This is a genomic window from Oenococcus kitaharae DSM 17330 (assembly GCF_000241055.1).
GTDB classification, from domain to species: Bacteria; Bacillota; Bacilli; order Lactobacillales; family Lactobacillaceae; genus Oenococcus; species Oenococcus kitaharae.
On sequence record NZ_CM001398.1, the window covers coordinates 1160151 to 1179160 of the forward strand.

Here is a 19010-nt window from a genome sequence, read left to right on the forward strand (position 1 = left end):
CTATATCCTTTCAAAATTTACAGCAAAATCAGCGTACCACACGTTAACTCACTGTCAATAGTAAATTTAAATTCTTTTTAATCGATGGAAAAGCGCTTTCTATGTTTGAGAAGCAACGGAACAAATATTAACACAACCAGTGTTAGCAGACTGATCACGGCTGCTAATTTGAAATAGGGCTCTTGAAAGTAAATTTCGACTCGATGACGGCCTGGCTTAATAGCGGCTCCGAGAAAATACTCATCTATTTGGCGTGTATGAACTAATTTGCCATCAATGCGAATTTTCCAGCCGGCGGTATTGGGGATGCTTGTCATTAAAATCGGGTGCTGTTTGTCGGCTTCAATCCAGCCGTTCAAGTGGGTTTGATTGAATTTAAGGCCTTGCATCGCACGCCCTTGCATTTGCTTAGCAGCAGCTGCAACCTGTTGATTATTGAGAGTATAGAGAATCAGATTGCTGATAAACAATTGTGGCTGACGCAGATGGATACCGATTGTGACAGGAAAATTTTTATCATGATTAGCAACATTTAATGCTACGACATCACGGCGAGCACTGTATTGCGGAATTGTTTCGCCATTAACTGTAATCCAAACGCTATCGTTGGCAAAAGTGGTTGGCAGGGTCAGATAATAGGCATCATTGTCTTGGGGCGTAAATGTTAAGTACACGGTTCCGTCCTTGCTTTTGTCCGTTTTTTTGACTGTCTGCCCAACGAGATCACTGACTTTTGTCAAATTGTCTGTCCGAAAATCAAAGGGAATATTAGCCCGCATGAAATTGTTGCTGCCAGTCAGCCCTTGCCACAAAGAAGCTGCCGTCTGCATGGGGCTTTGATTGAAAATTTGGCTTTTTAGAACTGATACTGGGCTTGTAAAGGCTATCGGCAAGGCATTTTGATTTTCGACAGTCATAACTTGATCCTGGCTGCGCAGCAGATGGTAACCAGTCAGATCCGGGCGGTAAGAGTTAGCCATGCGTCTTGGCGAACCATTATCATCAGAGCTTCCGTAAACAGGTGCGATAAAATACCGCATGTTAAAAAATGCGTCGGTAATAATGGTGCCGTAGGAGTAGGAGGCATAGTAATCCCCAGCAACCTGTCCAAACGCACCGAATAGAGCAGGTGTTTGTTTGTCGACTGTTGAAGAGAAATGCATGCCCCCGTTGTACCCGCCGGCAAATGCGTCCCCTCGTGTACGTGAAAAAGTCTGTCCAATTCGATAGAAAGACTGCTTTGGCAGCAGGTTTGTACCTTGTCTAATGGCCGTAACTGTGCGGCGATATTCCATATCGGTTAAGTAACTAAAGTTGTTGGTCGACATATAGGCGTTTAAGGCCAAGCTCGTCAGTGAGACCAGCAAAGCCAAATAAGCCCAAAAGTCTCTTTCCACAAATCGTTTGATTAGATAGACAAATAAACTCGACAAGGCAAGAAAGAGGAAAAGGTAAATTTGATTCAGCGTCAAATAATTGGCTTGTTTGTAAATTCTAAAGCCGAGGCCGGCAATAAAAATAATCACAGCAAGGCTAATCAGAAAGCTACTCAGATGAGCCCGCTGCTGTCTTTCAAAGGCGATCGACCCCAACAGCAAGACAAAGAAAATCGGAATAAAACTGTATCTGTAGGGATACCAGACCGGGAACTGCATCATATGAAACAAAATATTCAGCGGCTGCCAGACAAAGCTTACTATGTATAAAGCTGTAATCAAAAATCCAATCAGTTTGGTGCTTCTCTTCTCCCTTTGTAGAGAAAAGTAGGCTGAAAATGCAATGACAGCTAAAAAGGGAATGAAAATGTTTGCCTGCCCAGTCTTCATTTCGTCAAAATTAAAGGATCCGGGTATCAGCTTAAAAGGCAGCAGATATGGCTTGCCGATTAGGCCCCAATTGATCTGCGTCAGTACATCCTGCCCTTTGCCTTGAAGAAGCTGGAAAGCCGTTGGTATTAATACGATTGCTGCAATCAGGACCGATATAAGAAGCGAGGACATAAAAAGCAGCCAGCGGCAGAGTTTGAACCGCATATCTTTTTGGATGCGGCTCAGCTGCCAGAGAGGGAATTGCAGCAGGAAAATACCAATCATGTAGGCAATGTAAAAGTTATCAATAATCGCGAATGCAAAAATCAATGTAAAAGGCAGATATCTTCCCTTATTGAGCAGTTCGATGGCCCAATAGATAATCAGCGGGAGCAGGATGATTTGGTCCTGCCAGAGCAGATTAACTTGATTAGCAATCATCCACCCGGATAAGGCGTATGCACAAGAAAAAAGCAGCGCTATCCGTTTTCCAGCAAAATTTTGTCTGACCAATAAAAATTGCATACTTAATCCCGCAAGCCCGAAGCGAAGGACCGTTAAGAATAAAATGCCAATCGGCAGATTTGCCTGATTAAAAAATAAAAGCAGCAGGTTCAATGGACTGAATAAGTAATAAGCCCACTCGGAAAACATCTCGCCGCCAAAATTTTTGCCAAAGCTATAAAAAAGCTGTTGCGGCTGGTGCAGAATCGTCTCCCGCATGCCGGAAAACATATCGATGTACTGCTGGCCCAGGTCGACTGTTAAAATAGAACTATTGCCAAAGGGTGCCATCTTTCGATATGCAAAATAGAGAAGCATGATCAAAAAAGGCAGCGCAAAACTTAGCAGATAGTGATTTGAAACAAATTTTCGGATTTTTTCAGGCATTAACTATAACTTATCTTACGATGATACAATAAAATTGCGACTTATTTGGACCTTAAAAGTGATAAACAAACCCGAATTCCAAAATTTTAATAAAAAAACCAACCGTCAGGACAACCGTTCGATTATTCCGACCAGATTGAACATTCTTTTAGGATTGAGTGCCTTTTTACTGGCTGCGCTGGTTGTCAGACTGGCCGTATTGACACTTGTTTCCGGCAATAGCTATCTGGCAATGATTAACCGTACTGATACAACTGTTGAAACCACTGAGGCGCCAAGAGGACTGATTTATGATTCTACGGGTCAGCTTTTAGTGGGCAATCGGTCGATTCCATCCGTTAGTTTTGAGCGGTTGCCGCAGATCTCAGCCAGCGAAATTTACAAGACCGCTGGCCGCCTTTCCCAGTATCTGGCTTTAGGCGCGCGCAATGTCACACAACGCCAGCAGATTGATTACTTCTTGGCTGATGCCAGAAACAATAGACAGACAGTTAAAAATTTAAAGCTTTCTGCACGCCGTTTGAATAAACTCAGCAATGCAGAAGTGTATCAGAGGGAAGTTCAGTATTTAGTTAAACGGAATTTTTCTTTGCCAGCCAATGAGCTGAATAGTGTCGCAATCTACACGAGAATGATGCAGACAACTAATCTAACTACTGGGACGATTAAATCAGACAACGTGAGTGATCAAGAAATTTCCGAGATTGGCGAACGCTTAGCTGAATTTCCTGGTATTCGTATCAATCAAGGTTGGGTTAGAGATTATCCGAATCAGCAGGCTTTGAGAACCGTTTTAGGAAATCTGTCGGGGTCCAACGGCCTTCCGGAGACACGTGTCAATACTTTTCTCTCTCAGGGCTATTCACGCGCGGATAATGTTGGTATTTCTGGGCTCGAGATGCAATATGAACAGACTTTGCGCGGCATCAGCCGGCAGACACGTATGACTACGAACAGCCAAAACCAGATCATCGGCAGCCGAGTGATTCAAAGGGGACAGGCAGGGCATAACCTGCAGTTGACCATTAACGCGAAGTTCCAAAATGATGTCTCCAACATTATTAGAAGCAATATTTTGAGTGATCTCTCTACTGGCGGGTATGGTGTCGTGATGAATCCCTATACTGGCGGTGTTTACGCAATGGCTGGTTGGGATCGGGATAATCAGACAGGTGCTTTGACTCAAAATGATATGGCTACTATTCAAGACCCGATTGTAATGGGTTCAGCTGTTAAGCCAGCTATGGTTGCTACGGCACTCCAGGCTGGTATCATCACACCGCAAAATTCGACTCAAGATGATCAAGCCATTAGGCTGGCTGCCAGTAATCCAATTTTTTCTTACTTCAACCCAAGCGGACGTATGATTCCACTGGATGCTCGTCAGGCATTGGAGAACTCCTCAAACACCTATATGGTGCAATTAGCGTTAAAAATGAACGGCACGCCTTATTCGCCGGGAATGCGTCTGCCTGTGAGCCCGACAATCTGGCAGCGCATGCGTAACGGTTTTGGCCAATTTGGTTTGGGTAGCCGTACAGGTATTGACCTGCCGGGAGAAACACCGGGATATCGCGGACGAATTACCGGCCCTCAAGCAACCTCATTCGTTGATGAAGCTTTTGGTCAATATGACACCTATTCAGTGATTCAAATGGCTCGTTTTGCCAGTGTGATTGCTAACGGCGGTTATTTAGTTCAGCCCCAAGTAGTCGCTTCTGTATTGAAATCCGGAAGAAACGGGACGAAGCCATCGGTTGCCAGCAGCATTCGTCCTAATGTGCAGGGGAGTGTTCATTTGACGCCGGCACAATGGGATGTGATCAAGGGCGGCATGTGGGATGTTGCTAATGGTTCCAGCCCTTATAACACGGGTGGACGGCTCATACATGCTCTAAATCCGAAAGTAGCCGCAAAAACAGGTACAGCTGAAACATTCACAAACGGCCAGCGAACACAAAATGATACTTTGATTATGTATTCGCCAGTTGCGCCCTTTGCGATTGCGCTGGCTTACCCAGGTGACAAGATCGGCAGCTATGGCAATGTCGAAAAAGCCGCTTCAGATATTTACAATGCTTTTTGGCGGGATGTGATGCCTAAACCATAATGGCAAAAAGATTATCAACAATTGGAAGATTACTATATGGAATAGCCATCGGCGATGCTTTGGGTAATTTGAGCAAACGAAACACTCATAATGCCATGAAAGCTGATTTTGATCTGTCTCAGGCTGATTTTGATTTTGTCTGGACACCAACGACTGGTCTGACTTTGGCGATTACACGAGCGATTTCGTTGGGCTATACGCGTGCGAACGTCATGCACAATTTTTCCGAATGGTGGCGCAATGGCCAGTTTTCGATGACAAATACATTGCAGACTGATCGTTTTGAGACTGAGATTCAATCGATTATTGATTTCGAATTAACGCGTGATTTAGACAGTATCGGTACAACTGATCCGGCTGCGGACGATGAGAATATTTTGATTCGTGTGATGCCAATTGCATTTTACGAGACAGCACGAATTGGTTCCAGCTTTATTAATGATGAAAAATCAATGGCCTCGATTCATAATATGGTTTCTTTGACGAATAATTATCCGGCGGCGATGATGTCAGCGGGGATGGTTTCTTTTCTGATTTCACAGATTTTAGGAAAAGAGTCATTGGACCAGGCCCTCGAAAATTCGATTGCGATTACTTATGAGTATTATTCTCAGCGAAGTATTTTTCAGCCTGATTTGATTAATTTTGCACGCATGAACATGCCGGATATGGCCAATTTAAAAGCCGATGACCTGATTCATAATGGCAATGCCATTCACACTTTGGAAAATGTTTATTGGGTTTTGTTTTCAACGGATAACCTCAAAGATGCTATTCGTTTGACCGTCAAGACTTTTTCAAAACAGCGCCAGACTATTTTGGCCTTTGTCTGTGGTGTCTATGCCATGATTGATCGTGGCAATTTAGACGAACGAATGATTGAACAAATTGATCGCAAACCCATTACGAATGCAATTCTTAGAGTAGCAAATCGATCAAATCGTTTCCATATGAGAACATAAAAAAAGACCTGATTAGGTCTTTTTTTATGTTCCTTACTTTACTTGAATCAAAACAGGGATGATAATCGGCTTACGAGCCGTTTTCTTGTAAAGATAGTGACTGAGTTCATCAATAACTGCTTGTCTGATCGAACCCTCATCTGCGTTATTTGCTAGCATGGCTTTTCGAATAGTGCCAAAGGCAACGCGTCGACCGTCATTAATCAAGTCGCCGGATTCACGCATATAGACAAAGCCGCGGCTCAAAAGATCCGGGCCAGAAAGAATTTCTTTGGTCTGCATATTGATTGTGGCTGTCACGATGACTAAGCCATCCTGGGATAGTTTTTGCCGCTCATGCAAGACAGCACTACCAACATCACCGATGCCGCCACCATCAACATAGGTGTCTTCAGCAGAGAAGTGGCCGGCTGGATGAGCATGTTCGCCGTCCAATGCCAAGACATCACCGTTGTCCATCACGAAAATGTGATCTTCAGGGACACCAGTGGATTGAGCCAAACCGCTATGAATTTTTAACATCCGGTATTCACCATGAATTGGCATGAAAAATTTAGGCTTCATTAATTCGAGCATCAGCTTTTGTTCTTCTTGACCACCATGACCGGAAGTGTGGATGTTATTCAGAGCACCATAGATGACATGGGCACCGCCTTCTTCTAGTTCATTGATAACTTTATTGACGGAAGCCGTGTTGCCTGGAATTGGATTGGAAGAGAAGACAACCGTATCATTAGGCTGAAGTTTGATCTGTTTATGTGTGCCATTTGCTATTCGTGCAAGGGCAGCCATGGGTTCACCTTGCGACCCAGTTGATAAGATCAGTGTCTCGTCAGCCGGCGTATTTTTCAAATCGCTTGGTTCTAGCAAATATTCGTCCGGAATGTTCAAATAGCCAAGCTCGCGACCATTAGTCACAGCTGTTTCCATGGAACGACCGAAAACAGCAATCTTACGACCATGTTCGACAGCGGCTTCCATCGCCATTTTCACACGGCTGACATTAGACGCGAAGGTAGCAAAAATAATGCGGCCCTTAGTGACACGACCAAAAATGCGTTCGACTGATTTTTGGACCCAAGCCTCAGATTTGGTAAATTGAGGTTTTTCAGCGTTCGTCGAATCTGACATCAGCAGCAGAACACCATCGCGGCCGATCTTGGCCATTTTCTGAATGTCGGGGAATTGCTTAGTGACAGGTGTCAAATCGAATTTAAAATCTCCGGTCTCGACAATTGTACCGACTGGCGTATGCACTGCTACACCAACAGTATCAGGGATTGAGTGGGTCGTCTGGAAAAATTCTACTTGCATTTTTCCAAAATCGAAATGATCATCGGGATGGAACTCATGCAGCTCTGTCTTCTTCAACAGGTTATGTTCTTCTAGCTTGCCCTTAATCAGTGCCATGGCAAATGGTGGTGCATAGACAGGAACGTTTACAGCCCGCAAGAAGTAGGAAATAGCACCGATATGATCTTCATGTCCATGAGTAATCACAAGTGCTTTGACCTTTTCTATATTCTCAACCAGATAGGTATAATCCGGAATCACGTAATCGACCCCTAAAAGATCGTCTTCAGGGAACATGATACCGGCATCAATTACGACGATTTCGTCTTGATATTGGATGGCGTAGGTATTTTTTCCAATTTCGCCAAGTCCGCCAAGAGCCATCACTCCGACTTCATTATTTTCAAGTTTAACTTTATGCGCAAAGCTCTCTACGCTTTGATCATTTTCTGACATATATTGCAAATTCCTTTTTATCAAAAATATTTTGTCCACGAATAGTTCATTAAAATGAACCAGTAGCTAAGATCCAGTATAGCAAAAAAATCAGGCACGGGTTAACATTAAATTATGTCGAAAATCAATCAAATTAGTTCGGTTGGCGTTTTTATGGGATCGGCCAGCGGGAACGACCCTATTTTTAAGGAAAGATCTGAAGAATTAGGACGTTATTTGGCTGAAAATGGTTATCGGCTTGTATATGGCGGCGGGCAGGAAGGGCTGATGGGTCTCGTTGCAAAAACAGTCATGGCAAATGGTGGCCAGGTCTTAGGCGTGACGCCCAAGAATCTAGCAGAGTTCTCAATACCGGCCGGTCAGATTACAGAATTGGTAGAAGTTTCCGATATGAACACGCGTAAACAACTAATGCTGCAAGAATCGGACGCTTTTATCGCTTTACCCGGCGGTTTTGGTACTATGGAAGAGATTGCGCAGACAATTAGCTGGGCAAAAATCGACTTGCATGAAAAACCTTTGGCTCTATTTGATATTGACGGCTTTTACGATACTTTTTGGGATTGGATCGAAGAGTCAGTACAGCGGGGTTTTGTTCCGCCGGTTGATATGAGATATGTTTTTCACGGAGAGTCTCTGACTGATATTTTTGACTACTTCGAAAGGTTTGAATTTCCTTCAGAATTCCAAAATCCCGAAAATTTTGTCTGAGCAATGATAAAATATTACAGTTAAGTAGAAAGTGAGAATAATATGGCTATTGATACATCAGATTTTAAGAACGGTTTAACCATTGAATATAACAAAGCAATTTGGCGCATATTGTCATTTCAGCATGTCAAGCCAGGCAAAGGTGGTGCTTTTGTTCGCTCGAAGTTGAAAAATTTACGGACTGGTGCTGTTAATGAAGTCACTTTCCGTGCCGGCGAACGAATGGAATTGGCCGATATTACGACTCGTCCGATGCAGTATTTATATGCAAATGGCGATAGCTACGTTTTCATGGATACAGAGACCTATGACCAGTTGGAAATTCCTGGCGAAAAAATTCAGGACTCTTTGAAGTTCCTATTGGAGAATATGGAAGTTCGTGTAACCTCGTATCATGATGAAATCTTGGACGTTGAGCTGCCCGTAACGGTCGAACTCACCGTGACTGATACTCAGCCTTCAATTAAGGGTGCAACTGTGAATGGCGGCGGCAAACCAGCTACAATGGAGACAGGTCTGGTTATTACCGTACCGGACTTCATTAATGCCGGCGATAAATTGGTTGTTAATACAGCTGATGGCGGTTCATACAAGGAGCGTGCTTAAAATGGCAAAAGCCCAAGAAGCAAAATATTTCGTTCTTGGTGGTAGTAAGCTCGATGGTGAGACAAAGATTTCCTCATCGACTCTGGAAACAATTGCGTCCATTGCAGCTAAAGAAGTTGATGGTGTCATTAGTTTGCAAGCACAGACTAAAGAGCGTTTTTCCGGATTTTTCTTTACGAAAAAATATCAGCAGACAAAGGGCGTTGTCGTCAAACAAAATGAGGGCGGCGATCTTTTATTTACTGTCTATGCTGTGTTCACATATGGCGTTAATATTCCGAAAACAGCTTTGGCAATCCAGAATGCTGTCAAATCAGCTGTTTCTGCGGCCACTGATTTAAAAATTTCAGATGTTGATGTAGTTGTTTCCAGTCTGTTACATGATAAGGATGCGAAGCCGGAAATCGATCCTAACAATCTTTTTGAAGAGGCAAAGCCTGAGCCTGTTAAGGCTGTTAAAAAGCCAGCAACACGCAAACGCGCAGTTAAAAAGACTGCAGTGGTTACTGACAAAAAAAACGAGAAAAAAGAAAACTAATATTTTGAATTTATCACGTCAACAAATTAGAGAACTTAGCTTTCAAGCAATTTTTGCTTTGGAAGTGAATTCGGAGCAGGATCGGACATTGTTAAAATCGACCTTGTTTCAGCAGAACACCCGAGATGATTATTTTGATGAATTGGTTGATGGTGTTGTTGCGGTACATAAAGAACTCGAGGCCCAATATGAGCCTTTTTTAAAGGACGATTGGTCATACGACCGGATTTCAAAGACGGCCAACGTTGCACTGCAGATTGGCCTCTTTGAATTAACTCAGAGAATCGATATCCCAAATAAAGTTTCTCTGGATCAGGCAACTGAATTGGCTAAAAATTTTGGCGATGACAGCGATGGCAAATTCGTTAATGGGGTCTTGGCGCATTTTGTCTCTTAACCGCTTATGGATGATGATCAAGCACAAGAATTTTTAACCGTTGGTGCACTCAATCGATATCTAGGTGCCAAGTTCAGCCATGATCCTTATCTGAAACAGGTTTCGGTCATTGGCGAGATTTTTGGTTACAAAATTTCCGGTTTTTCGGCCTATTTCGATCTCAGAGATGAGGATGAGTCATCAATCCGTGCTTACGTCTCGCCAACTGTTTTGCGTCGTCTTTCTTTTGATTTCAAATCCGGGGATAAGGTTAATTTGACCGGCAGTGTCCGTCTCTATGAAAAACGTGCATATGCCTCGCTGCTTGTGTTATCTATGCAGCCAGCTGGTCTTGGCGAGCTTTATCTGAAATTGGCTGAGATTAAAAATCGCCTGACTAAGGAAGGGTTGTTTAATAAACCGGTCAAACCGCTCTCTTTTTTTCCAAAAAAAGTTGCCGTTGTGACCTCAAAAACTGGTGCAGTTATCCATGACATACAATCCACGATCGGTCATCGAAATCCGAATCTGGCCATTCAGCTATATGAATCAGTCGTGCAAGGAGATAAGGCGGTCGCTGAGTTAATAGCTGCTGTTAAACAAGCCGACCAATCTGATGCCGATGCCATTATTATTGCTAGAGGCGGCGGCTCGATGCTGGATTTGTGGCCCTTTAATGATGAGCAATTGGTTCGGTTGGTTGCTAATCTTTCAAAGCCGGTTATTTCCTCCATTGGTCATCAGACTGATGTCACTTTGGTGGATTTAGCGGCAGACTATCGTGTGGAAACACCGACTGCCGCAGGTGTCAAAGTAACACCGGCAATCTCGGATTATCAAGCAATCCTGAATCAAATGACCGTATCGATGTCGAACAACATCCGTCGTTCGTTTAAAAATGCTGTTACACAATTCGATTATTTAGCGAATTCGGCCGCTTTAAAATCCTTTGACCAGGTTTTTATCAACCACGAACAAAAACTGCAAAATCTGAATCTGCAGATGCTTTCAGCTTTTAATAATCATTTTCAGCGGGCCAATCAGGGATTTTTGAACTTAGTCGGCAAATTAGACGCCCTCAGTCCTCTAAAGGTCTTGGATCGCGGCTTTTCTGTCACTTTCAAAGATGGCCTGGCAGTCAAAGATAGTCAGCAGCTTCAAGTTGCTGATCAGCTGAAGATCATTTTTGCCAAGGGTTCGGCGTTAGCAGAAGTAAAGGAGATCAACCATGACAGAAGCATTTGACTTTGAGAAAAATATGAAGGATCTGAAGCAGCTTGTCTCCAGCTTGGAGAATGGTGATTTGCCGATTGACCAAGCTTTAAAAAATTTTCAGCAAGGAGTCAAGATTTCGACGGATTTAAAAAAATATCTCGACGACTCGCAGAAAACAATTGATGAAAATCTCAGTCAATTGAATCTCGATTCTGAACGCAAAGGAGACCAAAATGAAGTTTGAGGTTTTTTCAGATCGTTATTTGCCAAAAATCAATCAGGAACTGAAGGCTTATTTTTCAGATCGCGATGATGACATTTTCGATATGATTTCTTATGCGCTGAACTCAGCGGGAAAACGTTTGCGGCCATTGATTACTTTGGCCGTTTATGCTGCTGCCGGCAAAGTGATTGATGATACTGCGATCAAGGCAGCTACGGCAGTCGAATTTGTGCACGCTTATTCTTTGGTACATGACGACTTGCCCGAAATGGATAATGATAGCAAGCGGCGCGGCCAGGACAGTGTTTGGAAAGCTTATGGTGTCGGCAATGCCGTTTTGGTTGGTGATGGCCTTTTGACAGAAGCTTTCAAAAAGCTGGCTGATTTGCCAATACCAGACAGTTTGCGTTTGCGTTTAATCTATAGTCTGGCTTTGGCCGCTGGCCCGGATAATATGGTACGTGGCCAGCAGTATGATCTTTTTTCCAAAGAGAAAGTGCAGTCTGTCGAAGATTTAGAATTTGTGCATTTAATGAAGACGGGATCTTTGATGACTTATGCAGCAACAGCTGGCGGTATTCTTGCTGGGTTGCCGGAAAATGCACTCCGCTATCTGAATGTGTATGGTGCTAATCTGGGAATTGCTTTTCAAATTAAAGATGATTTGAAAGATATCGAACAGGATAAAGCAGAACATAAAAATAGTTTCCCTAAATTGGCTGGTGTTGATGGCAGCCGGGCAGAACTCGCCGAACATGTCAAAGCTGCACGGGAAGCGATTGAAAAGATACCAAATTTCCAGCATTCAGTTCTGACTGATTTATTGGATCAGCTATGACCGAATTTCCTATCCGCCTAGACCATTATTTAATGACGACTGGTTTATTTTCTAGCCGCACACAGGCACAAAAAGCCATCAAAGCCGGTATTGTTGCCGATCAGCAGGGTCGTATATTTAATAAAAGCAGCTATCTTGTTGAAAACGAGACTCCTTTTCATCTAACGGCTGAATTGTCAGATTTTGCTTCCAGGGCAGCTTTAAAACTTGAAAAGGCCGTTCGCGTCTTCCATTTTCAATTAGAGGGTCAGACGGTTATTGATGTTGGTGCATCAACTGGCGGATTTACGGACGTATCGCTCAGGCAGGGTGCGACGCTTGTCTATGCAGTGGATGTTGGTCATGATCAGTTGATTGACCGTTTAAAAGAGGACCCGCGTGTTAAAAATATGCCGGGTTATAATTTCCGTTACGCCAAAAAATCAGATTTTGAACAACAAGTTCCGACGCGTGCGGTGATTGATGTTTCCTTTATTTCCTTGAATCTGATTCTGCCGGCCTTGTTTCCGATTCTCACTGCTGAAGGGGAACTAATTGCCTTATTCAAACCGCAATTTGAAGTGGGCAAAGAGAATATCGGCAAAAAAGGGATTGTCAAACACGCACGGCCAGTCTGGGAAGCATTTGAAAATCTGGTTAAGCATGCACAGCAGCTCGGTTTTTTTTCAGCGGCCTTTACCAGTTCGCCAATCAAAGGTGGGGATGGCAACCGAGAATTTCTGCTTTATTTGAAAAAGAGTGATACAAAAGTTGATTTTGCTTCTTTTTTGGCCAACAGCCGGAAAACTATTTTCAATAGTTATCAGAAGTCTTCATTAAAGGGCTGAAAATTTCGTACAATTCTTACAGATGCTAAATAATTTATCAATTAAAAATTTCGCCATCATTGATGATGCTCAAATTGACTTTGATAATGGATTTACGGTCATGACTGGGGAGACCGGCGCTGGCAAGTCGATCATTATTGATGCACTCAGTCTGCTGGTTGGCGAGCGTTCAGCGAGCTCGATGATTCGAAAGGGCGAAGAGAAGGCGACGATTCAAGGCGTCTTTGATTTTCCTGAGCAGGATTTAACGGCTTTTGGTATCGAAAAAGATGATCAGCTGATCATTCGGCGAGAAATTAATCGTAAAGGGCATAATCTCATTTCCGCTAATGGCGTCCTACTGACATTAAAACAGCTGACTGAGATCGGCCAAAACCTGATTAAAATTTCGGCGCAGTTTGACAATCGGCAATTGCTGGACAGCGATTTGCAGGCGGAATTGGTTGACCGTTTCGGATCGGCTGATTTTTCCGAACAACTCAAGCATTATAGAGAAAAGTATTCGGATTATGCTCAGTTAAGAAGAGAACTAAACCAACAAGACCAGAATGAACGCGACCGTCAGAGCCGTTTGGACTTTTTGACTTTTGAAGCGCAAGAACTTGGCGACTTGAAGATACAGCCCAACGAATTAGAACAGCTGCAGCAAAGAGATAAACAAATCAAGAATTTCGAAAAGATTTACGAACTGCTGTCAACGACGGTTCGTGATTTGGATGATTCCCAAGATAATTCAGCTCTAACCATGCTAGACGATGCTTTGACGAATTTGCGGTCTTTAAGCAGTATTGATAACAGCTATGCGTCATCATCGGCCGCCTTGGAATCTAATTATTTGGATTTGCAGGAATTAGCTCGTGATTTGAAAGTCCGTTTTTCCGATCTTGCTTTTGATGACCAAGAGGCCCAGCAAGTGGCTGACAGAATCAGTGAATTAAGAACGGCCGAGCGTAAATATCACCGCAGCAGCGACGATTTGGTTGACTATTTGGCCGAGATTAAAAAAGAAATCACGACCTTATCGAATTATGATCAGGACAGACAAGAAAAGCAGGCACGTTTTCAGGCCTTGCGCAAAGAAACCATTCAGCTAGCTAACCAACTACACGACATGCGCCTGCAAACAGCTGCCCGCCTAGAAAAACAAATCCAGGAAAACTTGTCTGATTTGCTTTTAGGCGAGGCTGTTTTTCAAATTCATGTCCAAGAAACCAAGAAACTGACGGCTAACGGCTTGGATGAAGTCGATTTTTGGATCCAGACCAATCCCGGTGAAGCAAATCTGCCAGTTAATCAGATCGCTTCTGGTGGTGAAATTTCACGTATTCTGCTTGCTCTGACTAATGTCTTTTCTAATGCAATGTCTGTTGCGACGATTATTTTTGATGAAGTTGACACGGGTGTCTCCGGACGAGCTGCTGTGGCGATCGCTAAAAAGATGAAGGCGATCAGCGAACATCGTCAGGTTATTTCGATCTCGCATCTGCCGCAAGTGGCCGCCGCCGCCGATCAGCAGCTGCAGATTGAAAAATCAGTTCATCAGGGCCGGACATTAACAAACATCCAGGCTTTGGATTACCAGGGGCGTATACTCTCAATTGCTAATATGCTTTCCGGCGAAAAAATTACCGACCAGTCCAAGGCCAACGCACAACAGCTTTTAGGGCAAAAAAAATAAACCCGAAGGTTTATTTCTAAAGATCTATTCGCGAATCAATTTAAGGTGCCGGATTTGTGCAGCGTGAATTTTGGTCAGATCGTTTTTAGATTGAATCAGCAGATTGCCATTATTGGTCTGGATGAGTTTTCCGGAAAAATTCATTACACGGTCTGAATAAGCTTCACAATTAATCTGCATCTTCACCGGGCGGTCAAAACTCAGAGCCAAGTTTAAACGTTCGATGATCGTATCGGCGTCCAGCTGTTCTTTTTTTTCGATCGGCATGATTTTCTTGAGATTTTTTAACAATTTCTTGAATGATTTACCGTTAATGATCTGATTGTTTACGATTGCGTTCTGCATTTTCTGTTCCCTCAACACTATTAATATACGAACGCCTGTTCTAAATAGCAACCATGTTTGCGAACAAAAGCTGCCTCTCCGGTGTTTGTAACATGCAATATCTGATCAAAATCCTTTAAAACAGATATTTAAGAATTGGTAAATCTTCCAAAGGTTTGACAGTGTTAAACTAGTTTTCATGAACGAACGAGGAATGTTATTTTTACTTTCGGGGCCATCCGGTGTTGGCAAAGGGACAGTCCGAAAGGCTTTATTTAAAAAAAACCCGCACGAGCTGCTTTATTCGATATCTGCGACGACTCGCAAGCCGCGGCGAGGCGAAGTGGACGGCCGGGATTATTTCTTTTTGAACAAAGAACAGTTCGAAAAGATGATTAATGACGGTCAGATGCTAGAATACGCGCAATACGTCAACAGTTATTACGGCACGCCGAAGACTTGGATTGACGAGCAGCGTGATCAGGGTAATGATGTCTTTATGGAAATCGAAGTGAACGGTGCCATGCAGGTACGTGCCAAGGTTCCTGATGCGATTTTGATTTTTCTGCTGCCGCCGGATCTGATGCAGCTAAGAAATCGTCTCGAATTGCGTGGTACCGAGTCTGATGAGGTGATTAATCAGCGCCTAAAAACGGCCCGTGAAGAGATTTTAATGATGACCAACTATGATTATGCGGTCGTAAATGATAAAGTGGATAAGGCGGTAAAAAAGGTCCAGACGATCATTGACGCAGAGCGTCTGAAAGCAAACCGTCTGGCCAACAGCTATATCAAAATATTGGAGGGTTAACATGAGCTTAATGTATCCGTCGGTCGACGAATTACTCGAAAAAGTCGATTCTCGTTATAAATTAATTGCGCTTGCATCAAAGCGTGCAAAAGAGTTGGAAGAACTGCCGCGCTTAAAAGAAGAATTATTGAAATTAAAGCGTGAAGAAAAGCCAACAGATCGTGATAAAAAAATGATGCAGGATATTTCTGCAAAATTGGATACAATGGTCGGGCCTACATTAGATTCCTATAAGTCGGTCAAGCCGATTGGACGTGCCTTAGAAGAAATTAATCAGGGCAACGTTCGAATTGATCCGGTTAATAAAGACGAAAGCGGAGATTAAATCTCCGCTTTTTTGCTGCTTATTTTCGTGTGCAAAAAGGCGATCACGGCTGGCAGGAGCGTGACGATGACGATGGCCAGAATAATCAGCGTAAAATGCTGATGAACAAAAGGAATGTTGCCAAAGAAGAAACCTGCCCAGACAGCAATCGTTGCCCAGGAAAAGGTACCCAAGACCGAATATTTCAAGAATTTCAAATAAGAATAATCCGAGGTCGCGGCCACGAACGGCGCCAGCGTTCGGATAATCGGCATGTAACGCGCTAGGATAATCGCCAGTGCACCGTGTTTCTCATAGAATTTTTCGGTATCTTTGACTTGCTGAGGCTTGATAAAACGGCCGCCGATCTTTGTTGCTAGAAAACGCTGGCCAATTGTGTGCCCGATCATGTAATTTAGGGAATCTCCGATCAGCGAAACGGCGAAAAAACCAGCCCATAGGGCCCAAACATTTAAAATGTTGTTACCAGCGGCTGAGAGGGCGCCGGCGGCAAATAAGAGTGAATCACCGGGTAAAAAAGGCAGGATGACTGCGCCGGTCTCTATGAGTACGATAAAGAACATCAGCGCATAGCTCCAAATGCCGAAACTGTTGACGATGTTGGCCAAGTGAACATCAATGTGGAGGATAAAATCAATTAAAGATTGCATACCGGTTAAGTATAACAATCGTTTCCACCAGTTTTTTTGAAAACTTACTATAATGTTATGTATGGATTACAAAATTGGTCAAAAGATTCAAGGAACCATTTCCGGTATTCAGGATTATGGCGTGTTTGTCCAATTGGACAGCAAGCACCAGGGACTCGTGCATATTTCCGAATGCAAAAGCGGTCGGATTACCGATTTGAAAGATGATTTTCACGTCGGCCAGCCGATCGAAGCGATTATTCTCGATATTGATGATTACAGCCATAAAATCAGCCTGAGTTTTCGCCAATTAGCCATTCCAGTTACGCATGCTAATCCGAAACCTGGCGAGAACCGTAATATTTATAAACATTTCTGGACATCGACACGTGTGAAGACCGCTTTTAAGCCAATCGCAGCCACCATTGATGCCAGCAAGAGTGAAGCATTAAGCAGAATTAGGCGGGTTAAGGAATAATTTTGAGAATTTTTCTGGAATAATGTTGACGTTCGTCGAAATATTATGTATTATATTTTAGTCGCGTGCATTACGGCGATGAAATAATTGGACGCTTAGCTCAGCTGGGAGAGCACCTGCCTTACAAGCAGGGGGTCACAGGTTCGATCCCTGTAGCGTCCATTGGGGATGAGAAATCATTTCCCGAAAGTTGATCGCCGACTTAGCTCAGTTGGCAGAGCACCGCTCTTGTAAAGCGGGGGTCGGAGGTTCGAACCCTCTAGTCGGCAGAGGGTTATCCTCAATATATATGCGAACGTAGTTCAGCGGTAGAACATCACCTTGCCATGGTGGGGGTCACGGGTTCGAGTCCCGCCGTTCGCTTTGCCACCTGCCGTGGCAGTTGCCGGCGTGGCGGAATAGGCAGACGCACAGGACTTAAAATCCTGCGGTAGTGATACCGTCCCGGTTCGATCCCGGGCGCCGGCATGTTTGCTTGATAAGCAAACAGTTGATTTACCCACGTGGCAATTCTGTTGGGTAGGTTGGCAGTTTAGAACATGCACCATTAGCGCAATTGGATAGAGCGTCTGACTACGAATCAGGAGGTTGTAGGTTCGACTCCTACATGGTGCATAGGTCAAGAAATTGACCGTCTGAGCACAAGCAAGCGATTGTTTGTGTACTGGGTGGAATTACTCGGGACATAGCTCAGTTTGGTAGAGCACCTGGTTTGGGACCAGGGGGTCGCTGGTTCGAATCCAGTTGTCCCGATTGGGCGCTTGCTCAATCGATCGCGGTGTAGCTCAGCTGGCTAGAGCGTCCGGTTCATACCCGGGAGGTCGAGGGTTCGATTCCCCCCGCCGCGATTGGCCCGAATGCGGACCTTTAGCTCAGTTGGTTAGAGCAAGCGGCTCATAACCGCTCGGTCGCTGGTTCGAGTCCAGCAAGGTCCATTTGGCCAATTGTTGTTTGGAGAATTACCCAAGTCTGGCTGAAGGGAACGGTCTTGAAAACCGTCAGGTCGGGAAACCGGCGCAGAGGTTCAAATCCTCTATTCTCCATTGCCGATGGGCAAATTTAATATTATCGCGGGGTAGAGCAGTCTGGTAGCTCGTCAGGCCCATAACCTGAAGGTCGTTGGTTCAAATCCAGCCCCCGCAATAGGCCACGTTAGTGGCCACCTGATTGTTTGGCTATTACATAGTGAACTTTCAAGAGGTTCCATGGTCTAGTTGGTCTAGGACGCCTCCCTGTCACGGAGGAGATCGCGGGTTCGAACCCCGCTGGGACCGGTCGGTAGCGATATCGATGCGGTGCGATTGGCTCGGTAGCTCAGTTGGTAGAGCAAAGGATTGAAGCTCCTTGTGTCGGCGGTTCGATTCCGTCCCGCGCCATTGGAGATATATCTCCCTTGCGAATGTAGCTCAGTGGTAGAGCTCCAGCCTTCCAAGCTGGCTATGCGGGTCCGATTCCCGTCATTCGCTTTGGACTATTAGCTCAGTTGGTTAGAGCGCTGTGTTGATAACGCAGAGGTCCCAGGTCCGAGTCCTGGATGGTCCATTAGCAAACAGGCATTTTGAATGAATGTTTGTTTGCTCATTTTTATATTCATAGACTTTTAATCAGTTGGAGATTTACTCAAGAGGCTGAAGAGGCGCCCTTGCTAAGGGTGTAGGTCGGTTTATCCCGGCGCGAGGGTTCGAATCCCTCAATCTCCATAGAGTCTAAAAGCGCTTTGCCATGAGGTGAGGCGTTTTTTGTTTGCTTGGGTGCTGCCTTGGTCCACTTAGTGATTACGATAATTTTTAAAAACAATGACTAGGCATAATTTATCTAACAAGGCAAATATTTTTTACTAGCGAAATTCAAAAAAGATAAAATATATTTGTTTAATAAAATACTTGTCTTGGATTAATTGAGGGAGATTAA

At 44.0% G+C, this 19010-nt stretch carries 18 protein-coding genes and 15 tRNA genes; 29 read left to right on the forward strand and 4 right to left on the reverse strand.

Features of this window, described 5'->3' with window-relative positions:
• Positions 1-77 precede the first annotated feature (77 nt).
• On the reverse strand, positions 78-2699 hold the full coding sequence (locus OKIT_RS05840) for a YfhO family protein (RefSeq protein WP_007746127.1): 2622 nt from the start codon (positions 2697-2699) through the stop codon (positions 78-80).
• Positions 2700-2757: 58 nt separating this feature from the next.
• Between OKIT_RS05840 and OKIT_RS05845 the strand changes: the two genes are divergently transcribed.
• A complete protein-coding gene (locus OKIT_RS05845) occupies positions 2758-4809 on the forward strand; it encodes a penicillin-binding transpeptidase domain-containing protein (protein WP_028291753.1) in 2052 nt (683 codons plus the stop codon).
• Positions 4809-5771, forward strand: coding sequence for an ADP-ribosylglycohydrolase family protein (locus OKIT_RS05850; protein ID WP_007746129.1), 963 nt, complete (start codon positions 4809-4811; stop codon positions 5769-5771). Before OKIT_RS05845 ends, OKIT_RS05850 begins: the two co-directional genes overlap by 1 nt.
• Before the next feature lie 33 nt (positions 5772-5804).
• On the opposite strand, the gene rnjA is transcribed toward OKIT_RS05850, so the two are convergent.
• Complete coding sequence (rnjA, locus tag OKIT_RS05855) at positions 5805-7520, reverse strand: ribonuclease J1 (RefSeq protein WP_007746131.1); 1716 nt, start codon at positions 7518-7520, stop codon at positions 5805-5807.
• 114 nt (positions 7521-7634) lie between these two features.
• Between rnjA and OKIT_RS05860 the strand changes: the two genes are divergently transcribed.
• The 9 genes from OKIT_RS05860 to recN are packed head-to-tail and all read left to right on the forward strand — an operon-like array spanning position 7635 to position 14532.
• Positions 7635-8231, forward strand: a complete 597-nt coding sequence (locus OKIT_RS05860; RefSeq protein WP_007746134.1) for an LOG family protein — start codon at positions 7635-7637, stop codon at positions 8229-8231.
• A gap of 42 nt (positions 8232-8273) precedes the next feature.
• Entirely contained in the window at positions 8274-8837 is a 564-nt protein-coding gene (gene efp / locus OKIT_RS05865) for an elongation factor P (RefSeq protein ID WP_007746135.1), read from the forward strand.
• A 1-nt stretch (position 8838) separates the two neighbouring features.
• A complete protein-coding gene (locus OKIT_RS05870; protein ID WP_007746137.1) occupies positions 8839-9375 on the forward strand; it encodes an Asp23/Gls24 family envelope stress response protein in 537 nt (178 codons plus the stop codon).
• A gap of 4 nt (positions 9376-9379) precedes the next feature.
• The gene (nusB, locus tag OKIT_RS05875; protein ID WP_007746138.1) at positions 9380-9772 is read left to right on the forward strand and encodes a transcription antitermination factor NusB; all 393 of its coding nucleotides are present in this window, start codon (positions 9380-9382) and stop codon (positions 9770-9772) included.
• 6 nt (positions 9773-9778) lie between these two features.
• Positions 9779-10996: an exodeoxyribonuclease VII large subunit gene (gene xseA, locus OKIT_RS05880; RefSeq protein WP_007746139.1), complete on the forward strand. Its 1218-nt coding sequence runs from the start codon at positions 9779-9781 to the stop codon at positions 10994-10996.
• Positions 10980-11210: an exodeoxyribonuclease VII small subunit gene (gene xseB / locus OKIT_RS05885; protein WP_007746140.1), complete on the forward strand. Its 231-nt coding sequence runs from the start codon at positions 10980-10982 to the stop codon at positions 11208-11210. The genes xseA and xseB overlap by 17 nt, the downstream gene beginning before the upstream one ends.
• Positions 11200-12027: a polyprenyl synthetase family protein gene (locus OKIT_RS05890; RefSeq protein ID WP_007746141.1), complete on the forward strand. Its 828-nt coding sequence runs from the start codon at positions 11200-11202 to the stop codon at positions 12025-12027. The genes xseB and OKIT_RS05890 overlap by 11 nt, the downstream gene beginning before the upstream one ends.
• The gene (locus tag OKIT_RS05895; RefSeq protein WP_007746142.1) at positions 12024-12854 is read left to right on the forward strand and encodes a TlyA family RNA methyltransferase; all 831 of its coding nucleotides are present in this window, start codon (positions 12024-12026) and stop codon (positions 12852-12854) included. Before OKIT_RS05890 ends, OKIT_RS05895 begins: the two co-directional genes overlap by 4 nt.
• Before the next feature lie 22 nt (positions 12855-12876).
• On the forward strand, positions 12877-14532 hold the full coding sequence (gene recN, locus OKIT_RS05900) for a DNA repair protein RecN (RefSeq protein WP_007746143.1): 1656 nt from the start codon (positions 12877-12879) through the stop codon (positions 14530-14532).
• 24 nt (positions 14533-14556) lie between these two features.
• On the opposite strand, the gene OKIT_RS05905 is transcribed toward recN, so the two are convergent.
• Positions 14557-14877 (reverse strand): hypothetical protein, encoded by a 321-nt coding sequence (locus tag OKIT_RS05905; RefSeq protein WP_007746144.1) that lies wholly within the window; start codon positions 14875-14877, stop codon positions 14557-14559.
• A gap of 178 nt (positions 14878-15055) precedes the next feature.
• On the opposite strand from OKIT_RS05905, the gene gmk reads away from it, so the two are divergent.
• Entirely contained in the window at positions 15056-15667 is a 612-nt protein-coding gene (gene gmk, locus OKIT_RS05910; protein WP_028291752.1) for a guanylate kinase, read from the forward strand.
• Position 15668: 1 nt separating this feature from the next.
• Positions 15669-15992 carry a DNA-directed RNA polymerase subunit omega gene (gene rpoZ / locus OKIT_RS05915; protein ID WP_007746146.1) on the forward strand — a complete coding sequence of 108 codons (324 nt, stop codon included), beginning with the start codon at positions 15669-15671 and terminating at the stop codon, positions 15990-15992.
• On the opposite strand, the gene OKIT_RS05920 is transcribed toward rpoZ, so the two are convergent.
• Positions 15989-16642 carry a VTT domain-containing protein gene (locus tag OKIT_RS05920; protein ID WP_007746147.1) on the reverse strand — a complete coding sequence of 218 codons (654 nt, stop codon included), beginning with the start codon at positions 16640-16642 and terminating at the stop codon, positions 15989-15991. The two genes, rpoZ and OKIT_RS05920, sit on opposite strands and share 4 nt — an antisense overlap.
• Positions 16643-16703: 61 nt before the next feature.
• Between OKIT_RS05920 and OKIT_RS05925 the strand changes: the two genes are divergently transcribed.
• The 16 genes from OKIT_RS05925 to OKIT_RS06000 all read left to right on the forward strand — a co-directional run bounded on the left by OKIT_RS05925 (position 16704) and on the right by OKIT_RS06000 (position 18799).
• Positions 16704-17099, forward strand: a complete 396-nt coding sequence (locus OKIT_RS05925; RefSeq protein WP_007746148.1) for a S1 RNA-binding domain-containing protein — start codon at positions 16704-16706, stop codon at positions 17097-17099.
• A gap of 89 nt (positions 17100-17188) precedes the next feature.
• Positions 17189-17261, forward strand: a tRNA-Val gene (locus OKIT_RS05930).
• Positions 17262-17295: 34 nt separating this feature from the next.
• Positions 17296-17368: transfer RNA gene (locus tag OKIT_RS05935), tRNA-Thr, on the forward strand.
• Positions 17369-17390: 22 nt separating this feature from the next.
• A tRNA-Gly gene (locus OKIT_RS05940) sits at positions 17391-17462 on the forward strand.
• 21 nt (positions 17463-17483) lie between these two features.
• A tRNA-Leu gene (locus tag OKIT_RS05945) sits at positions 17484-17567 on the forward strand.
• 73 nt (positions 17568-17640) lie between these two features.
• Positions 17641-17714: transfer RNA gene (locus OKIT_RS05950), tRNA-Arg, on the forward strand.
• 64 nt (positions 17715-17778) lie between these two features.
• A tRNA-Pro gene (locus OKIT_RS05955) sits at positions 17779-17852 on the forward strand.
• 21 nt (positions 17853-17873) lie between these two features.
• Positions 17874-17947 (forward strand) — tRNA-Met (locus OKIT_RS05960).
• 13 nt (positions 17948-17960) lie between these two features.
• A tRNA-Ile gene (locus OKIT_RS05965) sits at positions 17961-18034 on the forward strand.
• Positions 18035-18052: 18 nt separating this feature from the next.
• Positions 18053-18142: transfer RNA gene (locus OKIT_RS05970), tRNA-Ser, on the forward strand.
• Between the two features lie 26 nt (positions 18143-18168).
• A tRNA-Met gene (locus tag OKIT_RS05975) sits at positions 18169-18242 on the forward strand.
• A 56-nt stretch (positions 18243-18298) separates the two neighbouring features.
• Positions 18299-18373, forward strand: a tRNA-Asp gene (locus OKIT_RS05980).
• A gap of 29 nt (positions 18374-18402) precedes the next feature.
• A tRNA-Phe gene (locus OKIT_RS05985) sits at positions 18403-18475 on the forward strand.
• A gap of 19 nt (positions 18476-18494) precedes the next feature.
• Positions 18495-18565 (forward strand) — tRNA-Gly (locus OKIT_RS05990).
• A 2-nt stretch (positions 18566-18567) separates the two neighbouring features.
• Positions 18568-18641, forward strand: a tRNA-Ile gene (locus OKIT_RS05995).
• Positions 18642-18709: 68 nt separating this feature from the next.
• A tRNA-Ser gene (locus tag OKIT_RS06000) sits at positions 18710-18799 on the forward strand.
• Positions 18800-19010 lie beyond the last annotated feature (211 nt).

What these genes read in the sequence shown, in the direction of transcription:
- OKIT_RS05840 (WP_007746127.1), bottom strand. Translation starts at nt 2,699, where the DNA reads ATGCCTGAAAAAATCCGAAAATTTGTTTCAAATCACTATCTGCTAAGT.
- OKIT_RS05850 (WP_007746129.1), top strand. Translation starts at nt 4,809, where the DNA reads ATGGCAAAAAGATTATCAACAATTGGAAGATTACTATATGGAATAGCC.
- rnjA (WP_007746131.1), bottom strand. Translation starts at nt 7,520, where the DNA reads ATGTCAGAAAATGATCAAAGCGTAGAGAGCTTTGCGCATAAAGTTAAA.
- OKIT_RS05860 (WP_007746134.1), top strand. Translation starts at nt 7,635, where the DNA reads ATGTCGAAAATCAATCAAATTAGTTCGGTTGGCGTTTTTATGGGATCG.
- efp (WP_007746135.1), top strand. Translation starts at nt 8,274, where the DNA reads ATGGCTATTGATACATCAGATTTTAAGAACGGTTTAACCATTGAATAT.
- OKIT_RS05870 (WP_007746137.1), top strand. Translation starts at nt 8,839, where the DNA reads ATGGCAAAAGCCCAAGAAGCAAAATATTTCGTTCTTGGTGGTAGTAAG.
- xseA (WP_007746139.1), top strand. Translation starts at nt 9,779, where the DNA reads ATGGATGATGATCAAGCACAAGAATTTTTAACCGTTGGTGCACTCAAT.
- xseB (WP_007746140.1), top strand. Translation starts at nt 10,980, where the DNA reads ATGACAGAAGCATTTGACTTTGAGAAAAATATGAAGGATCTGAAGCAG.
- OKIT_RS05890 (WP_007746141.1), top strand. Translation starts at nt 11,200, where the DNA reads ATGAAGTTTGAGGTTTTTTCAGATCGTTATTTGCCAAAAATCAATCAG.
- OKIT_RS05895 (WP_007746142.1), top strand. Translation starts at nt 12,024, where the DNA reads ATGACCGAATTTCCTATCCGCCTAGACCATTATTTAATGACGACTGGT.
- recN (WP_007746143.1), top strand. Translation starts at nt 12,877, where the DNA reads ATGCTAAATAATTTATCAATTAAAAATTTCGCCATCATTGATGATGCT.
- OKIT_RS05905 (WP_007746144.1), bottom strand. Translation starts at nt 14,877, where the DNA reads ATGCAGAACGCAATCGTAAACAATCAGATCATTAACGGTAAATCATTC.
- gmk (WP_028291752.1), top strand. Translation starts at nt 15,056, where the DNA reads ATGAACGAACGAGGAATGTTATTTTTACTTTCGGGGCCATCCGGTGTT.
- rpoZ (WP_007746146.1), top strand. Translation starts at nt 15,669, where the DNA reads ATGAGCTTAATGTATCCGTCGGTCGACGAATTACTCGAAAAAGTCGAT.
- OKIT_RS05920 (WP_007746147.1), bottom strand. Translation starts at nt 16,642, where the DNA reads ATGCAATCTTTAATTGATTTTATCCTCCACATTGATGTTCACTTGGCC.
- OKIT_RS05925 (WP_007746148.1), top strand. Translation starts at nt 16,704, where the DNA reads ATGGATTACAAAATTGGTCAAAAGATTCAAGGAACCATTTCCGGTATT.